The organism is Limnobaculum allomyrinae, assembly GCF_016649425.1.
Classification (GTDB): Bacteria; Pseudomonadota; Gammaproteobacteria; order Enterobacterales; family Enterobacteriaceae; genus Limnobaculum; species Limnobaculum allomyrinae.
The window spans coordinates 133,971-150,635 of sequence record NZ_JADRCR010000005.1; the positions used below are offsets into that span (position 1 = coordinate 133,971).

The following is a 16,665-nucleotide window of genomic DNA, read 5'->3' on the forward strand; positions in this document are numbered from 1 at the left end:
TGACGGTGTCGCCGGTCTCCGGTGACGGCTACCTGAATGCCGCCGAAGCCGGTTTGCCGCTGACCTTAAGCGGCACCTCCACCAACGTGGAAGAAGGACAAATCGTCACCCTGACCCTGAACGGTATCAGCTACAGCGCCACGGTTACTGCCGACGGCAGCTGGAGTACCACGGTGTCGGTGGCGGATCTGAACAATATTACCGACGGTACTTATCAGGTGCTGGCAACGGTAAGCGATGCCGCCGGCAACCCGGCTTCCGACAGCAAGCCGCTGGTATTAATCACCGACAGCGCCAACCTGCCGACACTGAGTGTGGATCCGGTGACGGCGGACGACATTGTTTCGGCGAATGAAAGCCTGAGCGATGTGACCGTCAGCGGTGGCAGTACCCACCTGCAGCAAGGGCAGACGGTGACGGTCACCATTAATAACATTGATTACACCGGTACGGTGGGCGCCAGCGGCAGCTGGAGCGTGACGGTGCCGGCCGCTGATGTGCAGGCACTGGCGCAGGGCAGCGTGGCCATCGCGGTGAGTGCCGACGATATTGCCGGTAACCCGGCAACCGCCTCAGACAGCTTTACGGTCGACACGCAGGTTAACCTGACAGTAGGTGTGGTGGCCGGGGACGATATCATCAACGCCGCCGAAGCCGGTGCCCCGGTGGTGGTCAGCGGTACCGCCGATGCCGCCGACAGCGGACAGACGGTGACCGTTACCCTGGAAGGCAGCAGTTACACCACCACGGTACAGAGCGACGGCCGCTGGAGTGTTTCGATTCCGTCCGCGGATATCAGCGCACTGGCGGACGGGCCTTATACTCTGAATGCCAGCCTGAGCGATGCGGCCGGCAACAGCATCAGCGTTGATCATACCATCACCCTGATCGCCGATGCCGCCAACTTACCAACACTGAGTGTGGATCCGGTGACGGCGGACGACATTGTTTCGGCGAATGAAAGCCAGAGCGATGTGACTGTCAGCGGTGGCAGTACCCATCTGCAGCAAGGGCAGACGGTGACCGTCACCATTAACAACATTGATTACACCGGTACGGTGGGCGCCAACGGCAGCTGGAGCGTGACGGTGCCGGCCGCCGATGTGCAGGCACTGCCGCAGGGCAGCGTGGCCATCGCGGTGAGTGCCGACGATATTGCCGGTAACCCGGCAACCGCCTCAGACAGCTTTACGGTCGACACGCAGGTTAACCTGACAGTAGGTGTGGTGGCGGGGGACGATATCATCAACGCTACCGAGGCTGGCGCCCCAGTGGTGGTTAGCGGTACCGCCGATGTTGCCGACAGTGGACAAACGGTGACGGTGACTCTGGAAGGCTTCAGTTATACCACCACAGTACAAAGTGATGGCAATTGGAGCTTGTCTATCCCGTCCGCTGATATAAGTACTTTGACGGATGGTAATTATACTATCAGTGCCAGTCTGACTGATGCAGTAGGTAATAATATCTTGGTAGAGCATGACATTGAGCTCATTGTACACACTAATCTGCCTACTTTGACTATTGATGCGTTTACCGGTGATAACTACATTAATGCGTTGGAGATCACTCAGCCGATGACGGTTACAGGGACTACACACAACGTGGAAGAGGGCCAAATAGTCACTATCAACCTTAACGGTCAGAATTATTCGGGAACCGTACAGGAAGATGGAACATGGAGCCTGGTGGTTCCGGCAGGAGACATGGGCGCCTTATTGGACAGAACCTATACTGTAACAGGTAGCGTTTCGAATGTGGTTGGAAATTCAGTAACGATTATTGGTGGACTGACGGTAGATACTCAGATTGCGTTGGTGATTGATACTGTTGCCGGTGACGATATTATTGATAATACTGAAGCAGCCTCGCCCGTGACGATTAGTGGAACAGCATCGGCAGATGATATTAGTGCGACTGTTACGGTAACGCTAAATGGTGTGGACTACACGACGACGATACAGGCAGGAGGCATCTGGAGTGTAGATATTCCGGCGGAGGATATTCAGGCTCTTCCCGATGGCCCTTATACTCTGACAGCCAGTTATACTGATTTTGCCTCAAATAGCATCACTGTCGATCACAACATTACCATTGATGCATCAGCCCCGCTTACGCTGACGATTAATGATATTAGTGATAACAACTATATAAACTCCACTGAAATTAATCAGGATCTATTGATTAGCGGTACATCTACGGGTGTAGCGGCTGGTCGAACAGTCACCGTTACTTTCAATAGTCTTCAGTATACAGCGACTGTTCAACCCGATGGCAGTTGGAGTCTTAGCGTTCCAGCTCTGGCAGTAGGCGCAACTCCGGATAATGTTTATGTTGTATCGGCAAGCGTGACTAACAGTAGCGGTACTCAGGCAACCGCTGAGCATGTGGTCATTGTTGATACTTATATTGCCTTAACGATTGAACCATTAACCGGAGATGACATTATTAACTCCGCAGAACTTACCGGGCCAGTAAGAATATTTGGTATTGCTTCCGGGGATGATGTTAGTTCGATTATTACTCTGACCATGGGATCTTTTACCTATACTATTAACCCAAATCTTAGTGGTGCCTGGAGTTTTGATATTCCGGCTGCTGATTTGCAGAGCCTTGGTAATGGAAATTTTACATTACATGCCACGATGGGGGATTTATCCGGTAATACCATAGCAATTGACCATCACTTTACTATTAATACCACTACCCCGGCATTAGCGATCGATCCTATTACCGGAGATGACTATATCAATGCACTGGAAATCAACTCTCCTATTGCGATAGGTGGTAGCACGGTAGGAGTAGAAGAAGGACAGATAGTAACCATTACACTGAATAATATTGCTTATACGGCTACAGTGGGATCTGATGGTCGCTGGAGTATGAATATTCCGATCGGAGACATACAAGCTTTGCCAGATAATGCTTACCCGATAACGGGTACGGTCAGTACGCTTGGTGGTAGTGATGCTGATACCAGTAGAGTGTTAACCTTTATGACTGAAACAGTAAATCGGCCAACGCTGAGTATTAATGCTGTGACGGCAGATAACACTCTCAGTGCAAATGAAATAACCAGTGACTTGATTATTTCCGGTAGTAGTACCCATATCCATCCGGGGTTGAGTATTGTCGTGACGCTAAATGGCGATACTTATTTCGGGCAGATAGCTAGCAATGGTAGTTGGCAGATAACAGTGCCGATAGCGGCTCTGGAAGCATTACCACAAGGCTCAGTCGCTTTGGAGGTCACTTCCCAGGATATAGCGGGAAATTCTGTTATACAGAATGGTAATTTTACTGTTGATACCGGAGCAGCGAGATTATCAACGCTATTTTCCCTGATGACGACAGAGCAGAATATTGATAGTTATCATCTCCATGATGATCCAAAAGTGGTTGACGGAAATACGACTGTTAGCGTTAATGATATGAATAGCCTGACATTTAATTCACCTCTTATTGCGCTAATTGAACCGATACAGAGTGATTCTCAAACCAATTATTCGGTTAATAGTGTCAGAACAGTAGGATTATCGCCTCATCTGTCTGATAGCTCCGAAGATAAAGATGGCCTGCATGGCACTCTCCTAATCTCTGCTGAAGATGAAGATAGTGGTTATATCACGTTATTTAATACGCCAGAGGAAATCAGGAATACCAACATTGAGCATACCCATACAATGGAGAGTCAATCTTTTGAGGTGTTCCATAATGTATCACTGGGTCTGGACAATGCTTTAGTTCAGGAAAACATCTATATGTAGCGACGTTATATTGCCGCTTATCGACAAAAAAAGAGGACACATATTGTGTCCTCTTTTTGGTTAAACGCTTAAATCAGCTAACGTATTGATTAAAATTAATCAGAAGCTGTATTTAATGCCAAATATCGCCTGAGTATCGCTATAGCCTTCGCCACCGATTTGCTGACCAATGCTACCCCACATATTCAGGTTGTTGTTCAGGTGAGCCTCTAAACCAACCTTAACCTCCCCGATATTACGGGTTCCAGCCTGATAGTCGGATACACCATTCATCGCTACGCCAAAGTTTTTGCTGTTATAGATCCAGTTGGCTTCCACAAACGGCTGGAATACGCGACCAGTGTTATCGTCAATTTCGCTGTGCCCCTGACGATAAGCGCGTAAGCCTAAGCGGGTCGACAGATTGTCGCCGTTACCCGTGACTTTGGTACCGTTTGCTTCATAGTGTTTATCTGCATGGATACCCATCCAGGTTACCTGAGCTTTTGGTTGTAACCAGTAACTCACGCGTTCGCTTTGGCCCATTTTAAAACTGTAGCCAGTTTCAAGCGAAGCTAACCAGCCTTTAGAGTCATAGTTCTCTTGTGCCAGGCCATCGCCCTGAACCATGTTATCAAACCAGGCATACTGCACCCAACTGTCAACATACAGGCCGGACTTATCAGCCTGATTGGCGTACCAGATGCCATACAGACCCAGAGCATAACCATCCACTTTGTTTTTGGACCGGTAAGCGCTGTATTTAGCATCGGTATTACCCTGTGAGTAACCATAACCAGCCATAACACCTAAGTTAAGACGATCGAGGCCGTCGGTACTCCACTGAGCTACATCTCCACCGATCTGTACCACATAACGGTTGGTTTGAGTCTTTGCTTGTCCTGATTGAGTTCTGCTGCGGTTATGACCACCTTCCTGACGTAACCACATGCTGGTAACTTTAGTTTCGCCGGTTAAGTAATCGGTATATTGAGTTTCCCCTAACCGATCGTGTAAGCGGGACAGGAACATGGTATTGGCCGCTGCCAGGTTAGCAATATAGGCACCACTTTCCGGACGCATAACCTTGATACCACCATCGCCTCCGCCATTACCTTCATCCGGTTGTTCCGGGGTTGGCGTTGGTGTTTCTGGTTCAACTGGTGGTTCTGGCGTCTCCGGAACAGTAGGTACTTCAGGTTCAGTTGGTGGCTGCGGAACATAATTCACCAGATACCAATTGTTACCCGATTTTGCTACATCATATTCATAAGCACCGGCAACAATACGACCAGCTTTAACAAAAGCATCATCCGTTGAGCCCTGAGTGGTAATAATTTCGATACCGTCAACGGTTTTTCCGCCAGTTCCGCCTGCGTTATTGATCATCACGTATGTCAGACCAGATGCCTGACCTTCAATAATCACCTTGTCCGTTTCTGAGTTATCATCGCCTAAAACCGTGTCCAGTATCAGTGAACCACCATTACCCACATAATCATGTGAGATGGTCAGGCGAGTATTGGTCTGCGCACCCGTTCCACTCAGGGATACCGTTCCTGCATTGCTCATCGAGTCGATAGTTTGATCGTAGTCATTCAGGTTCAACAGACCGTTTTGCTGAATGTCATGGAATGAGTTAGCACTGAATACATTAACTCTGCCCGCTTGCAGCTCACCGCCATAAACGGTAGTTGAACCAGAATAGGTATTGCTAACTTCAGTCAGCGTTTCATCAACAGGATTAAGAATAGTTACGCCGCTATAAACATTAACGTCACCCAAGCCCTGAACGGTGCTCTCCATTGGCGTATCAAAAATATAGTCAGTATTGCTATGGTTAAAGTTAACGCTTCCCTGGCCTTCACCAAACAGAACTTTGCTGACATTGAGATAACCAGCTTCACTGATGGCATCACCCAGCAGAGATCCAATATAGAGAGCACCGGTTGAGTTGGTGTTTTTGGCTATAGAGAGCAAGCCTTGTTCACCAGCAACCTGATGGTCATAGTAGGAACCAAGTAAAGGATCATCTGCAGCAAATTCATACATCTGGGTTGCATTAACGGTACCCTGGTTTTTTATTACCAAGGTTCCCTGACCAGAGTAGCCAACATTGATCTCACCAACGATAGACTCGGCATAAATATCTTCATATTCATTAATACCGTCACCATCGTGATCAGCAAAGTATTTTTTGCCCATGATGCCGGCTACATTCAAGGTACCATTATCTACGGTAACAAAACCGGTACCATCGTTATGGCCAATAACGAATGCTGCTTTTTCAGGCGTCAGTGCCTCTATGGTTGTCGTGTCATAACTTTCATAATATCCGACGGCATTGATATAGGCTTCATCGCTAATGAATACTTGCCCAACACTGTTTTCTCCTGAACCAACAATGGTTCCGGTATGTAAGGCTGCACGGCTGGTTGCCGTTCCATCGCTATTTTTGCCACTGACAATCAGCGTTCCCTGACCACCGTTGTATCCGATAATCGCTTGTGCAGTACCAATATGGGTTTCGTCAAATATTTCACTATCAGGAGGTAGGTAGGCTGAATATCCGCCACCCAGCAGTTTACCACCGCTTAATACCGAGACTTGTCCTGATGAGTTGGTGCCATCGCCAATAAACAGTTTTGAATCAGCATTAATTCCAAAGCCCGTACCAATAATATTTAACTTGCCGTCTCCGCCATCATAACCGACGGTAATATCCTCTCTTGTCTCCATCGAATGAGTGTTTGGATTTTGTTGGGCTAAAGTTTTACCGGAGCTGAGTAAGGTGACTTCACCTACGCTGTTGGTGCCACTACCAATAGTGATTTCACTGCTGTTCTGACTCCAGACCAAATAGTCGGGCGCCTTTTCAAAAATGATAGAGGCGTTTCCGCCGGCATGGCCAACAATATATTTATCTGCACTACCTACAGAATGGGGATTAAACCAATCCCATCCATCAATAGGGGTGTGAATGGTTTGGTCAGTATTACCAATGATGATGGTTGATTTTTCACTGTCATCGAAGTTGATATTCCAACTATCCTCTTCGTGATAATCGGTGCCAGTATTATTCCACTCTGCGGTGAAAGAAGCGCTACTGGTAGCAGGATAGATAGACAATGCAGTCATCACTAAGATCGCGATGTCCGTTTTTTTGATTTTTTTCATCCCTGATACTCTCCACAACGGTAGAAAAACTTATCCAAGTGACTTAGTAAAAATGAAGTTATAACCAGTTCAGGTACTGACTTATCTATGAACAGAATATGAAAAGCTTCATTAAAAGTCAGAGTTGCAACTGGTTAGCTTTAGTTTATTAGCCGGCTAATAGTAAGTTGAGGAATAAAAATCAATTCATTTGATTTTTATATCTCATCTGTTTGCAGGAGGTGTTATTCATAAATAATTCTATATTTATCAAATTCATATCCTTATGTGGCTTCCATTGAATTATCTATAACAACGAGATTAGGTTGGTGAGCAATTCATCTGTATAGCAACGCTTTTATAATAATAAAATGAATTCAGGTAAAATATCAACAGTTCTTATCTATTATTTGGATAGACAGCATCATTATTTACTTAATTTTACCTAATAGTGTTTTTTATTATTCAATTTTGAATGATTATTTTTTGTTGAATTTATGTTATTTTTTAATCTCAGTATTGAGATTTCATTTATCTATATAATTTATATGTATAAAATAATTAATTGAACAGGATTGTATTTATATAATTTAAATTCAAAAGTGTGTTATTTTATTAAATGAAACAATTTAATAAGCTGATTTTTTATCATAGTAATTAAGTTAGGGTACTGTTAAATAAAAAATCCTGTAAATACAGGACTTTTGTGTTGAATCGGTATTATTGAGGGTAATGATCAGTTTGATAATTCTGCAAATTTGGTTCGAATTTCTTCTTCAGGTAAATCTATACCGATGAATACCATAGTGCTTTTTTGCTCTTCATCTGCAAGCCACTCGCGATCCCAGTCAGCGTTATACAAGCGTTGTACACCCTGAAACAACAAACGACGGGGCTCATCTTTTATCAATAAAATACCTTTATAACGTAGTAAATTATCGGCAAATTTCACCAGAAGATTTTCCATAACTTCTGATATTTGCATCAACTCAACCGGTCGATCGTGATAGATCACTATTGACTGAATATTATTCTGCGGTTGAGGAATACGACGAAAGATCGGTGTTGGTGTCGCAACATCAATTTTGTCATTGAGCACAAAACCTTCGATATTGAATAACACACTGAGATCGATATTGCCATGTGTCACTTTATGAATAGAAGCACGGGCATTCATGAGCTGTAGCCGTTGGATCAGTGCTTCGTTATCGGTAGCCACATCGGTTTTGGTCAGCAAAATACGATCGGCATAGCCTACTTGTGCTTGTGAGATAGTAAACTGACTCAACTGCTGGTCTGCATGTACTGCATCGACTAATGTGAGGATGCCATCTAACAGAAAGCGTTGGCAAATGAGCTCATGGGCAAAAAATGCCTGAGTAATTGGACCAGGATCGGCCATGCCGGTACATTCGATAATCAGACGGTCAAATTCCAACTGATTTTTATCTACGCCATCTAACAAATCCAGCAGGGCGTTTTCCAGTTCATCCGATTTACTGCAACAGATGCAGCCGTTGCTGAGAGTAGTAATACGGCTGGCGCGATCGCCAATGATGGTGTTGTCGATCGGTACTTCACCAAATTCATTTTCAATAACGGCGATTTTGTAACCGTGATTTTCATTCAGAATGTGGCGTAACAGTGTGGTTTTACCTGCACCCAAAAAGCCTGTCAGGATCGTGACTGCAATGGGTTTCATATCGCATCCTTAGTATTTATTAGCAGCAGCGCATTCCGCCTTTACCGTCTGCACCATAGCGGGCATCCTGGCGTTCGCGGAAAAACTCTTCATAAGTCATCGGCGTTTGCTCCGGGTGGGTGAGCTTTATATGCTGAACATAATTATCATAGTCAGGCACGCCAATTAACATACGTGCTGCTTGCCCCAGATATTTACCAGCCTGACCGAGATTTCCAAACATTTTGTTCTCCAGGAAAATACGCTACAGAGATTATCGGTAAACCTGATGGATAATGGGCGCAGTGTTTGCTGCGCCCATGAATATCAGATCTTAAGTTGTTTTGAATACGGCATCATTTACATGAAGCATATCCATTACACCATATTAGTGGTGTGAAGAAATCTGAATGCCACCTTCAGGAACTGGCACAAAAGGCGTTTCCTGATCGGTACGTTCTGGTTTCTTGCTTGCAGCCATCGCGGTTTTGATACCGTAGAAAATGATGCTGTAAACTACTAACAGGAACAGAATACTTAAACCAGCGTTAGTGTAGTTGTTGACTACAATGTGGTTCATGTTAGCAATCTGTTGTGCTGTCAGGTTGGCACCACCATCAGCGATCTTCTGCTTATAGTTGTTAGCCTGGAAGAAGAAGCCTTCTAACTGTGGATTATCGCTCAGCAGTTTCAGACCCAGTGCATAAGTGGTACAGATCAGCAGCCAAACCGCTGGGATCACAGTAACCCAAATGTACTTGGTGCGCTTCATCTTAATCAGTACAACGGTACTCAGAACCAGTGCAACAGCAGCTAACATCTGGTTGGAGATACCGAACAGAGGCCACAGGCTCTTAACGCCGCCTAATGGATCCACTACGCCTTGATACAGTAAGTAACCCCAAAGACCAACACAACCCGCCGTACCGACAATACCGGCAACCAGAGAATCAGTTTTCTTCAGGAATGGTACGAAGTTACCCAGCAGGTCTTGCAGCATAAAGCGGCCAGAACGGGTACCCGCATCCAGAGCAGTCAGGATGAACAGTGCTTCAAACAGAATACCGAAGTGATACCAGAAGCCCATGTCAGCAGCAGGAATGATCTGATGGAACACGTGTGCAATACCAACAGCTAATGTTGGAGCACCACCAGCACGGTTCAGTACTGAAGGTTCACCGATGTCTTTAGCCGTTTGCAGAATTTGCTCAGGACTGATGACGAAGCCCCATGAGCTAACGGTAGCCGCAGCATGGGTAGTCACATCACGCAGTGATTCCATGATCATTGGCGCATCTGCAGTACCCAGTCTGTGCAGGTCTGGCATGGTGATGCCTAACGCTGCTGGCGGGGTATTCATTGCAAAGTACAGACCTGGTTCAATAATAGAAGCCGCGATCAGAGCCATGATAGCTACGAAAGATTCCATCAGCATTGCGCCGTAACCGATAAAGCGAGAGTCGGTTTCGCAAGCCAGCAGTTTTGGTGTAGTACCAGAAGAAATCAGTGCGTGGAAGCCAGAAACAGCACCACAGGCAATAGTAATAAACAGGAATGGGAACAGTGAACCTTTCCAAACCGGGCCAGTACCATCAATGTACTGCGTTACGGCAGGCATTTTCAGGTCTGGGTTCAGGATCACGATACCAATTGCTAAGCCAACGATAACACCGATTTTCAGGAAGGTTGCCAGATAATCGCGTGGTGCCAGAATCAACCATACAGGCAGTAAGGCAGAGATAAAGGCATAACCAATCAGCGTATAAGTAATCGTGGTGTCTTTGAAAGTCAGAGCAGGGCCCCAGTATGGGTCATGAGCAATAACGCCACCGAACCAAATGGATGCAACTAACAGTACGATACCGATAACCGAAACTTCGCCCACACGACCCGGGCGTAAGAAGCGCATGTAAATCCCCATAAACAGCGCAATCGGTACAGTAGAACATACGGTGAACACACCCCATGGGCTTTCGGCTAAGGCTTTAACAACGATCAGAGCCAGTACCGCCAGAATGATGATCATAATCAGGAAGCAGCCAAACAGCGCGATAGTTCCCGGAACTGGGCCCATTTCCTTTTTGATGATCTCACCCAGTGAAGCACCGTTACGGCGTGAGGAGATGAACAGTACCATAAAGTCTTGTACAGCACCGGCTAATACCACACCGGCCAACAGCCATAGGGTACCAGGCAGATAACCAACCTGTGCAGCCAATACAGGCCCAACTAAAGGACCTGCACCCGCGATAGCAGCAAAGTGGTGACCAAACAGTACTTTTTTGTTAGTAGGTACGTAGTTCAGACCGTCATTATTAATCACGGCTGGGGTTGCACGGTTTGGATCCAATTGCATCACTTTAGAAGCGATATAAAGGCTGTAGTAGCGATATGCCACCAGATAAACCGATACCGAAGCAACGATAATCCACAGGGCACTGATGGATTCACCACGGCGCAGAGCAACTACGCCGAGGCAAGATGCACCGAGTATCGCCAACAATATCCATGGGATATGTTTTAATATTCCCTCTCTTTTCATGAGGTATCCTTTTTCTTCCTATCTGTAATAAATTGAGTGATTAGCCCGGTTATATGTCGTTTTAAGCAAGTCGCTGCCTGATCCGGACAAATGTCATTTCCATCCTATTAAATAGGGGGGAATATAATAGTGACGTCTCATTATCATGACCCGCGTCAAGGGATAACATCTCAATTTGGGTCAGCGGTTTGATCTGAAGGCTAAGCGGTTAAAATCGAATGGCGAGTGGTTGAGTCTCCGGTCTAGCGGTAGAACAACAGACGTTGATTAATCAAATAGTGTGTTTTTACGGTTGTGCGGTTCAGCTGACTGTTTGAAGAGCGATACGGTAATGTCCGGTGATAAAATTTTGATTTCTTGCGGAAGAATCCGTATTATCGGCGCATCTAAGGTGTTTATATTGTCATTAAGTTATCGTATGCAAATATAAAAGATGCAGTCATTGGATTTAGACAGGCGAAGCCGGTTAGTGGCTATTTACCATCATTAACCCATCGCATGAGTATTTGAGGCCTGTCCCATAAGCATTACCTTTTGAACATTTGCGTTTTGCAGGTGGTTAGCGTATTATACGCATCGTTCGGACGCGGGGTGGAGCAGCCTGGTAGCTCGTCGGGCTCATAACCCGAAGGTCGTCGGTTCAAATCCGGCCCCCGCAACCATTTTCCCTAGTTTATTTTCAAATAGAGCAGCGACGGTTTGTTGCGGCTGTTTATTTGAAAAGATACTCACTGAGTCAGTAGCTCAATCGCTTTCTCAGTAACAGGGTCCAGTTGCAAAAAGCCCCGACTTATCGGGGTTTTTTGTTATTAGACAGCAGAATCACTGGGCTTTATGCCCTTTTTTTATGTCTTGGGGGTGGGGTTGGCCACGCTAGAGCAGAAGTTGACAGAGTTGATAAGCGCACCGGTGGAAGCATTAGGCTTTGAACTGGTTGGTATTGAGTTCATCCGTGGGCGTCAATCGACACTGCGTATCTACATTGACAGTGAAAACGGTATTAATGTCGATGATTGCGCCGATGTCAGTCATCAGGTCAGTGCGGTACTGGATGTTGAAGATCCAATTACCACGGCCTATAACCTGGAGGTATCGTCTCCGGGTCTGGAAAGACCGTTATTCACAGCGGCTCACTATGAACGCTTTGTTGGTGAAGACGTATCCCTGACTTTACGTATGGGTGTACAAAACCGTCGTAGATGGGCAGGCAAGATTAAATCCGTCGAGGGTGAAATGATAACTCTTGATGTGGAAGGTAAAGATGAAGTATTCGCGCTGAGCAATATTCAGAAGGCGAATCTGGTCCCCCACTTTTAGAGCTCATATGAGGCAACTAGATGAATAAAGAGATTCTGGCTGTTGTTGAAGCGGTTTCTAATGAAAAGGCGCTTCCTCGTGAGAAAATTTTCGAGGCGCTAGAAACAGCTCTGGCAACGGCAACTAAGAAAAAGTATGAGCAAGAAATTGACGTACGCGTAAGTATCGATCATCGCTCTGGCGATTTTGATACCTTCCGTCGCTGGATGGTGGTTGAAACTGTTACTCAACCAACGCGTGAAATTACGTTAGATGCAGCTCGTCTTGATGAACCTGAAATTCAGGTTGGCGATTTCGTTGAAGATCAAATTGAATCGGTAACCTTTGACCGCATTACAACCCAGACCGCGAAACAGGTTATCGTACAAAAAGTACGTGAAGCTGAGCGTGCGATGGTGGTTGAGCAATTCCGCGAGTACGAAGGCGAAATCGTTACTGGTGTCGTTAAAAAAGTTAACCGCGACAGCATTATTCTTGATTTAGGTAACAACGCAGAAGCGGTTATCGGTCGTGAAGATATGTTACCGCGCGAAAACTTCCGCCCGGGTGACCGTGTACGTGGCGTACTGTATATCGTTCGTCCGGAAGCGCGTGGTGCTCAGCTGTTTATCAGCCGTTCACGTCCGGAAATGCTGATCGAACTGTTCCGCATTGAAGTACCGGAAATTGGCGAAGAAGTTATCGAAATTAAAGCCGCAGCTCGCGATCCGGGTTCTCGTGCGAAAATTGCCGTGAAAACCAACGATAAACGTATCGACCCGGTTGGTGCTTGTGTTGGTATGCGCGGTGCGCGCGTGCAAGCTGTTTCTGGTGAACTGGGCGGCGAGCGTATCGATATTGTGTTATGGGATGACAACCCGGCACAGTTTGTGATTAATGCGATGGCCCCCGCAGACGTGGCCTCTATCGTCGTTGACGAAGATAGACATACCATGGATATCGCTGTAGAAGCCGGTAATTTGGCTCAGGCGATTGGTCGTAACGGTCAAAACGTTCGTCTTGCAGCTCAGCTAACTGGCTGGGAACTGAACGTAATGACCACTGAAGAGTTACATGCAAAACATCAGGCAGAAACGTACGCTGCGATTGATGCCTTTACCAAGTATCTGGATATCGATGAAGATTTCGCTACCGTACTGGTACAGGAAGGTTTCTCATCTCTGGAAGAGCTGGCTTATGTGCCGGTGAAAGAGCTGTTAGAAATCGATGGTCTGGATGAAGACACTATTGAAGCGTTACGTACCCGTGCTAAAAATGCGTTAACTACGCTGGCATTAGCGCAGGAAGAGAGCCTTGGCGACAACAAGCCGGCAGAAGATTTATTAGGTCTGCCTAATCTTGATCGTTCTATGGCGTACAAATTGGCTGCAAAAGGCGTTTGTACGTTAGAAGACCTTGCAGAGCAAGGTGTTGACGATTTGACAGATATTGATGGCCTGACCAGCGAGAAGGCTGGTGAGTTAATTATGGCCGCGCGCAATATTTGTTGGTTTGGCGATCAAGAGTAATCACTGTAGCAGGAAGGAACAGCATGTCAGAAGTAACCATAAAATCGCTGGCCGAAGAGATCCAAACTCCGGTAGACCGCCTGTTACAGCAGTTTGCTGATGCAGGTATCAAAAAGTCTGCCTCGGACTCCGTGACCCAGCAGGAAAAAGAGACGTTGCTGGCGCATTTAAACCATGAACATGGTGGTGCGCCAAGTAAACTTACTCTGCAACGTAAAACCCGTAGCACTCTGAGTATTCCAAGTACCGGTGGCAAAAGTAAATCTGTCCAGATTGAAGTACGTAAAAAGCGTACTTATGTAAACCGTGACTCACAAGAAGCTCAGGAAGCGGAAGCACAGGCCGCTCGCGAAGCTGAAGAATTAGCTCAACGCGAAGCAGAAGAGAAAGCCAAACGTGCTGCAGAAGAGCAGGCGAAGCGCGAAGCTGAAGAGAAAGCTAAGCGTGAAGCAGCTGCTAAGAAAGCGGCAGAAGAGAAAGCTAAAGTGGCGACAACAAATAAACCTGCTGAAAAAGCTGAAAAACCAGCTCAGACGGAAAAAGCCCGTCGTGAAGCAGAAGCAGCAGAACTGAAGCGTAAAGCTGAAGAAGAGATGCAGCGCAAAGTTGAAGAAGAAGCAAAACGTGTAGCAGAAGAAGCACGCAAAATGGCTGAAGAGAACGAAGGCCGTTGGGCGTCTGAACCTGTGGAAGAAGAAGTAGCTGAAGATTATCACGTTACGACTTCTCATCATGCGCGTGAAGCAGAAGACGAGAACGATCGTAAAGTTGAAGGCGATCGTCGTGCTCGCGGTGGTAAATCTGGTAAGCCGAAGAAAGGGAATAAACTCTCTGAATCGAAAGCTGACCGCGAAGAGGCTCGTGCCGTTACCCGTGGTGGTAAAGGTAAGCGTAAGCCAAGCACATTACAGCACAGCTTTAATAAACCGGCTCAGGTAGTAAACCGTGACGTAGTCATTGGTGAAACCATCACCGTTGCTGAGCTGGCAAACAAAATGGCAGTCAAAGGTTCTCAGGTTATTAAAACCATGATGAAACTGGGCGCCATGGCAACCATCAACCAGGTTATCGATCAGGAAACCGCTCAGCTGGTTGCTGAAGAGATGGGCCACAAAGTTATTCTGCGTCGTGAAAACGAGCTTGAAGAAGCGCTGATGAGCGATCGTGATACCAATGCAGCACTGGAGCCTCGTGCCCCGGTTGTTACTATCATGGGTCACGTAGACCACGGTAAAACATCGCTTCTGGACTATATCCGTTCAACTAAAGTAGCCTCCGGCGAAGCGGGTGGTATTACCCAGCATATCGGTGCTTACCATGTTGAAACTGAAAATGGCATGATCACCTTCCTGGATACCCCGGGACACGCCGCGTTTACCTCAATGCGTGCTCGTGGTGCTCAGGCAACGGATATCGTTGTTCTGGTCGTCGCGGCAGATGATGGCGTGATGCCACAAACTATCGAAGCTATTCAACATGCTAAAGCAGCGAAAGTTCCTTTAGTCGTTGCAGTGAACAAAATCGATAAGCCAGAAGCAGATATGGATCGCGTTAAGAACGAACTGTCTCAGCACAACGTTCTGCCTGAAGAGTGGGGCGGCGATACTCAGTTCATTCCTGTTTCTGCAAAAGTCGGTACCGGTATTGATGACCTGCTGAATGCGATTCTGCTACAGGCTGAAGTTCTGGAGCTGAAAGCAGTACGTGAAGGTATGGCGAGCGGTGTAGTCATCGAATCGTTCCTGGATAAAGGTCGTGGCCCGGTGGCAACGGTTCTGGTTCAGGAAGGTACACTGCGTAAAGGTGATATCGTTCTTTGTGGTTTTGAATATGGTCGCGTTCGCGCAATGCGTGATGAAGTGGGTCATGAAATCAATGAAGCCGGTCCATCTATTCCAGTAGAAATTCTGGGTCTGTCAGCAGTTCCTGCGGCAGGTGATGAAGCGACAGTGGTTCGTGATGAGAAGAAAGCGCGTGAAGTAGCTTTATATCGTCAGGGCAAATACCGCGAAGTGAAACTGGCTCGCCAGCAGAAGTCTAAACTGGAAAACATGTTTGCGAACATGGAAGAAGGTGATGTTTCTGAACTGAATATCGTTCTGAAAGCGGACGTTCAGGGTTCTACCGAAGCGATTTGTGAATCACTGCTGAACCTGTCTACTGATGAAGTGAAAGTGAAAATTGTTGGTTCAGGCGTAGGTGGTATTACTGAAACTGATGCTACTCTGGCAGCAGCTTCTAACGCAATCATCTTAGGCTTCAACGTTCGTGCGGATGCTTCTGCGCGTAAAGTTATCGAAGCTGAGAACCTGGATCTGCGTTACTACTCGGTTATTTATGACCTGATTGGCGAAGTGAAACAAGCCATGAGCGGTATGTTAGCACCTGAATACAAACAGCAGATCATTGGTCTGGCTGAAGTGCGTGACGTATTCCGTTCACCGAAGTTTGGTTCCATCGCAGGTTGTATGGTAACTGAAGGTATTGTTAAACGTCATAACCCAATCCGCGTATTGCGTGACAACGTGGTTATCTATGAAGGCGAGCTGGAATCTCTGCGCCGCTTCAAAGATGATGCCAGCGAAGTACGTAACGGTATGGAATGTGGTATTGGCGTGAAAAACTACAATGATGTTCGCGTTGGCGACCTGATTGAAGTGTTTGAAGTTATCGAGATTCAGCGTACTATCGCTTAATTCTGATGGCTTAAAGTAG

At 46.6% G+C, this 16,665-nt stretch carries 8 protein-coding genes and 1 tRNA gene; 5 read left to right on the forward strand and 4 right to left on the reverse strand.

All coding sequences use genetic code 11. The features are described from left to right. Positions 1-3,767 (forward strand): Ig-like domain-containing protein (locus tag I2494_RS11155; RefSeq protein WP_228350928.1); only part of this gene is annotated, 3,767 nt, incomplete at its 5' end. A gap of 99 nt (positions 3,768-3,866) precedes the next feature. Here I2494_RS11155 and I2494_RS11160 read toward each other — a convergent pair. The 4 genes from I2494_RS11160 to I2494_RS11175 all read right to left on the reverse strand — a co-directional run bounded on the left by I2494_RS11160 (position 3,867) and on the right by I2494_RS11175 (position 11,125). Continuing rightward, the gene (locus I2494_RS11160; RefSeq protein ID WP_218466933.1) at positions 3,867-6,923 is read right to left on the reverse strand and encodes an autotransporter outer membrane beta-barrel domain-containing protein; all 3,057 of its coding nucleotides are present in this window, start codon (positions 6,921-6,923) and stop codon (positions 3,867-3,869) included. Positions 6,924-7,638: 715 nt separating this feature from the next. Beyond that, positions 7,639-8,604: a GTPase gene (gene yjiA / locus I2494_RS11165; RefSeq protein ID WP_218466932.1), complete on the reverse strand. Its 966-nt coding sequence runs from the start codon at positions 8,602-8,604 to the stop codon at positions 7,639-7,641. A 19-nt stretch (positions 8,605-8,623) separates the two neighbouring features. Further along, positions 8,624-8,827 carry a YbdD/YjiX family protein gene (locus I2494_RS11170; protein ID WP_130590291.1) on the reverse strand — a complete coding sequence of 68 codons (204 nt, stop codon included), beginning with the start codon at positions 8,825-8,827 and terminating at the stop codon, positions 8,624-8,626. A 144-nt stretch (positions 8,828-8,971) separates the two neighbouring features. Beyond that, the gene (locus I2494_RS11175) at positions 8,972-11,125 is read right to left on the reverse strand and encodes a carbon starvation CstA family protein (protein ID WP_218466931.1); all 2,154 of its coding nucleotides are present in this window, start codon (positions 11,123-11,125) and stop codon (positions 8,972-8,974) included. Positions 11,126-11,710: 585 nt separating this feature from the next. Between I2494_RS11175 and I2494_RS11180 the strand changes: the two genes are divergently transcribed. From I2494_RS11180 to infB, 4 genes are all read left to right on the forward strand, one after another. Beyond that, a tRNA-Met gene (locus I2494_RS11180) sits at positions 11,711-11,787 on the forward strand. Between the two features lie 202 nt (positions 11,788-11,989). Next, positions 11,990-12,442, forward strand: coding sequence for a ribosome maturation factor RimP (gene rimP / locus I2494_RS11185; RefSeq protein WP_218466930.1), 453 nt, complete (start codon positions 11,990-11,992; stop codon positions 12,440-12,442). Positions 12,443-12,462: 20 nt separating this feature from the next. Continuing rightward, positions 12,463-13,950, forward strand: coding sequence for a transcription termination factor NusA (gene nusA / locus I2494_RS11190; protein WP_218466929.1), 1,488 nt, complete (start codon positions 12,463-12,465; stop codon positions 13,948-13,950). Positions 13,951-13,973: 23 nt separating this feature from the next. Beyond that, a complete protein-coding gene (infB, locus tag I2494_RS11195; protein ID WP_218466928.1) occupies positions 13,974-16,646 on the forward strand; it encodes a translation initiation factor IF-2 in 2,673 nt (890 codons plus the stop codon). Positions 16,647-16,665 lie beyond the last annotated feature (19 nt).

What these genes read in the sequence shown, in the direction of transcription:
- I2494_RS11160 (WP_218466933.1), bottom strand. Translation starts at nt 6,923, where the DNA reads ATGAAAAAAATCAAAAAAACGGACATCGCGATCTTAGTGATGACTGCA.
- yjiA (WP_218466932.1), bottom strand. Translation starts at nt 8,604, where the DNA reads ATGAAACCCATTGCAGTCACGATCCTGACAGGCTTTTTGGGTGCAGGT.
- I2494_RS11170 (WP_130590291.1), bottom strand. Translation starts at nt 8,827, where the DNA reads ATGTTTGGAAATCTCGGTCAGGCTGGTAAATATCTGGGGCAAGCAGCA.
- I2494_RS11175 (WP_218466931.1), bottom strand. Translation starts at nt 11,125, where the DNA reads ATGAAAAGAGAGGGAATATTAAAACATATCCCATGGATATTGTTGGCG.
- nusA (WP_218466929.1), top strand. Translation starts at nt 12,463, where the DNA reads ATGAATAAAGAGATTCTGGCTGTTGTTGAAGCGGTTTCTAATGAAAAG.
- infB (WP_218466928.1), top strand. Translation starts at nt 13,974, where the DNA reads ATGTCAGAAGTAACCATAAAATCGCTGGCCGAAGAGATCCAAACTCCG.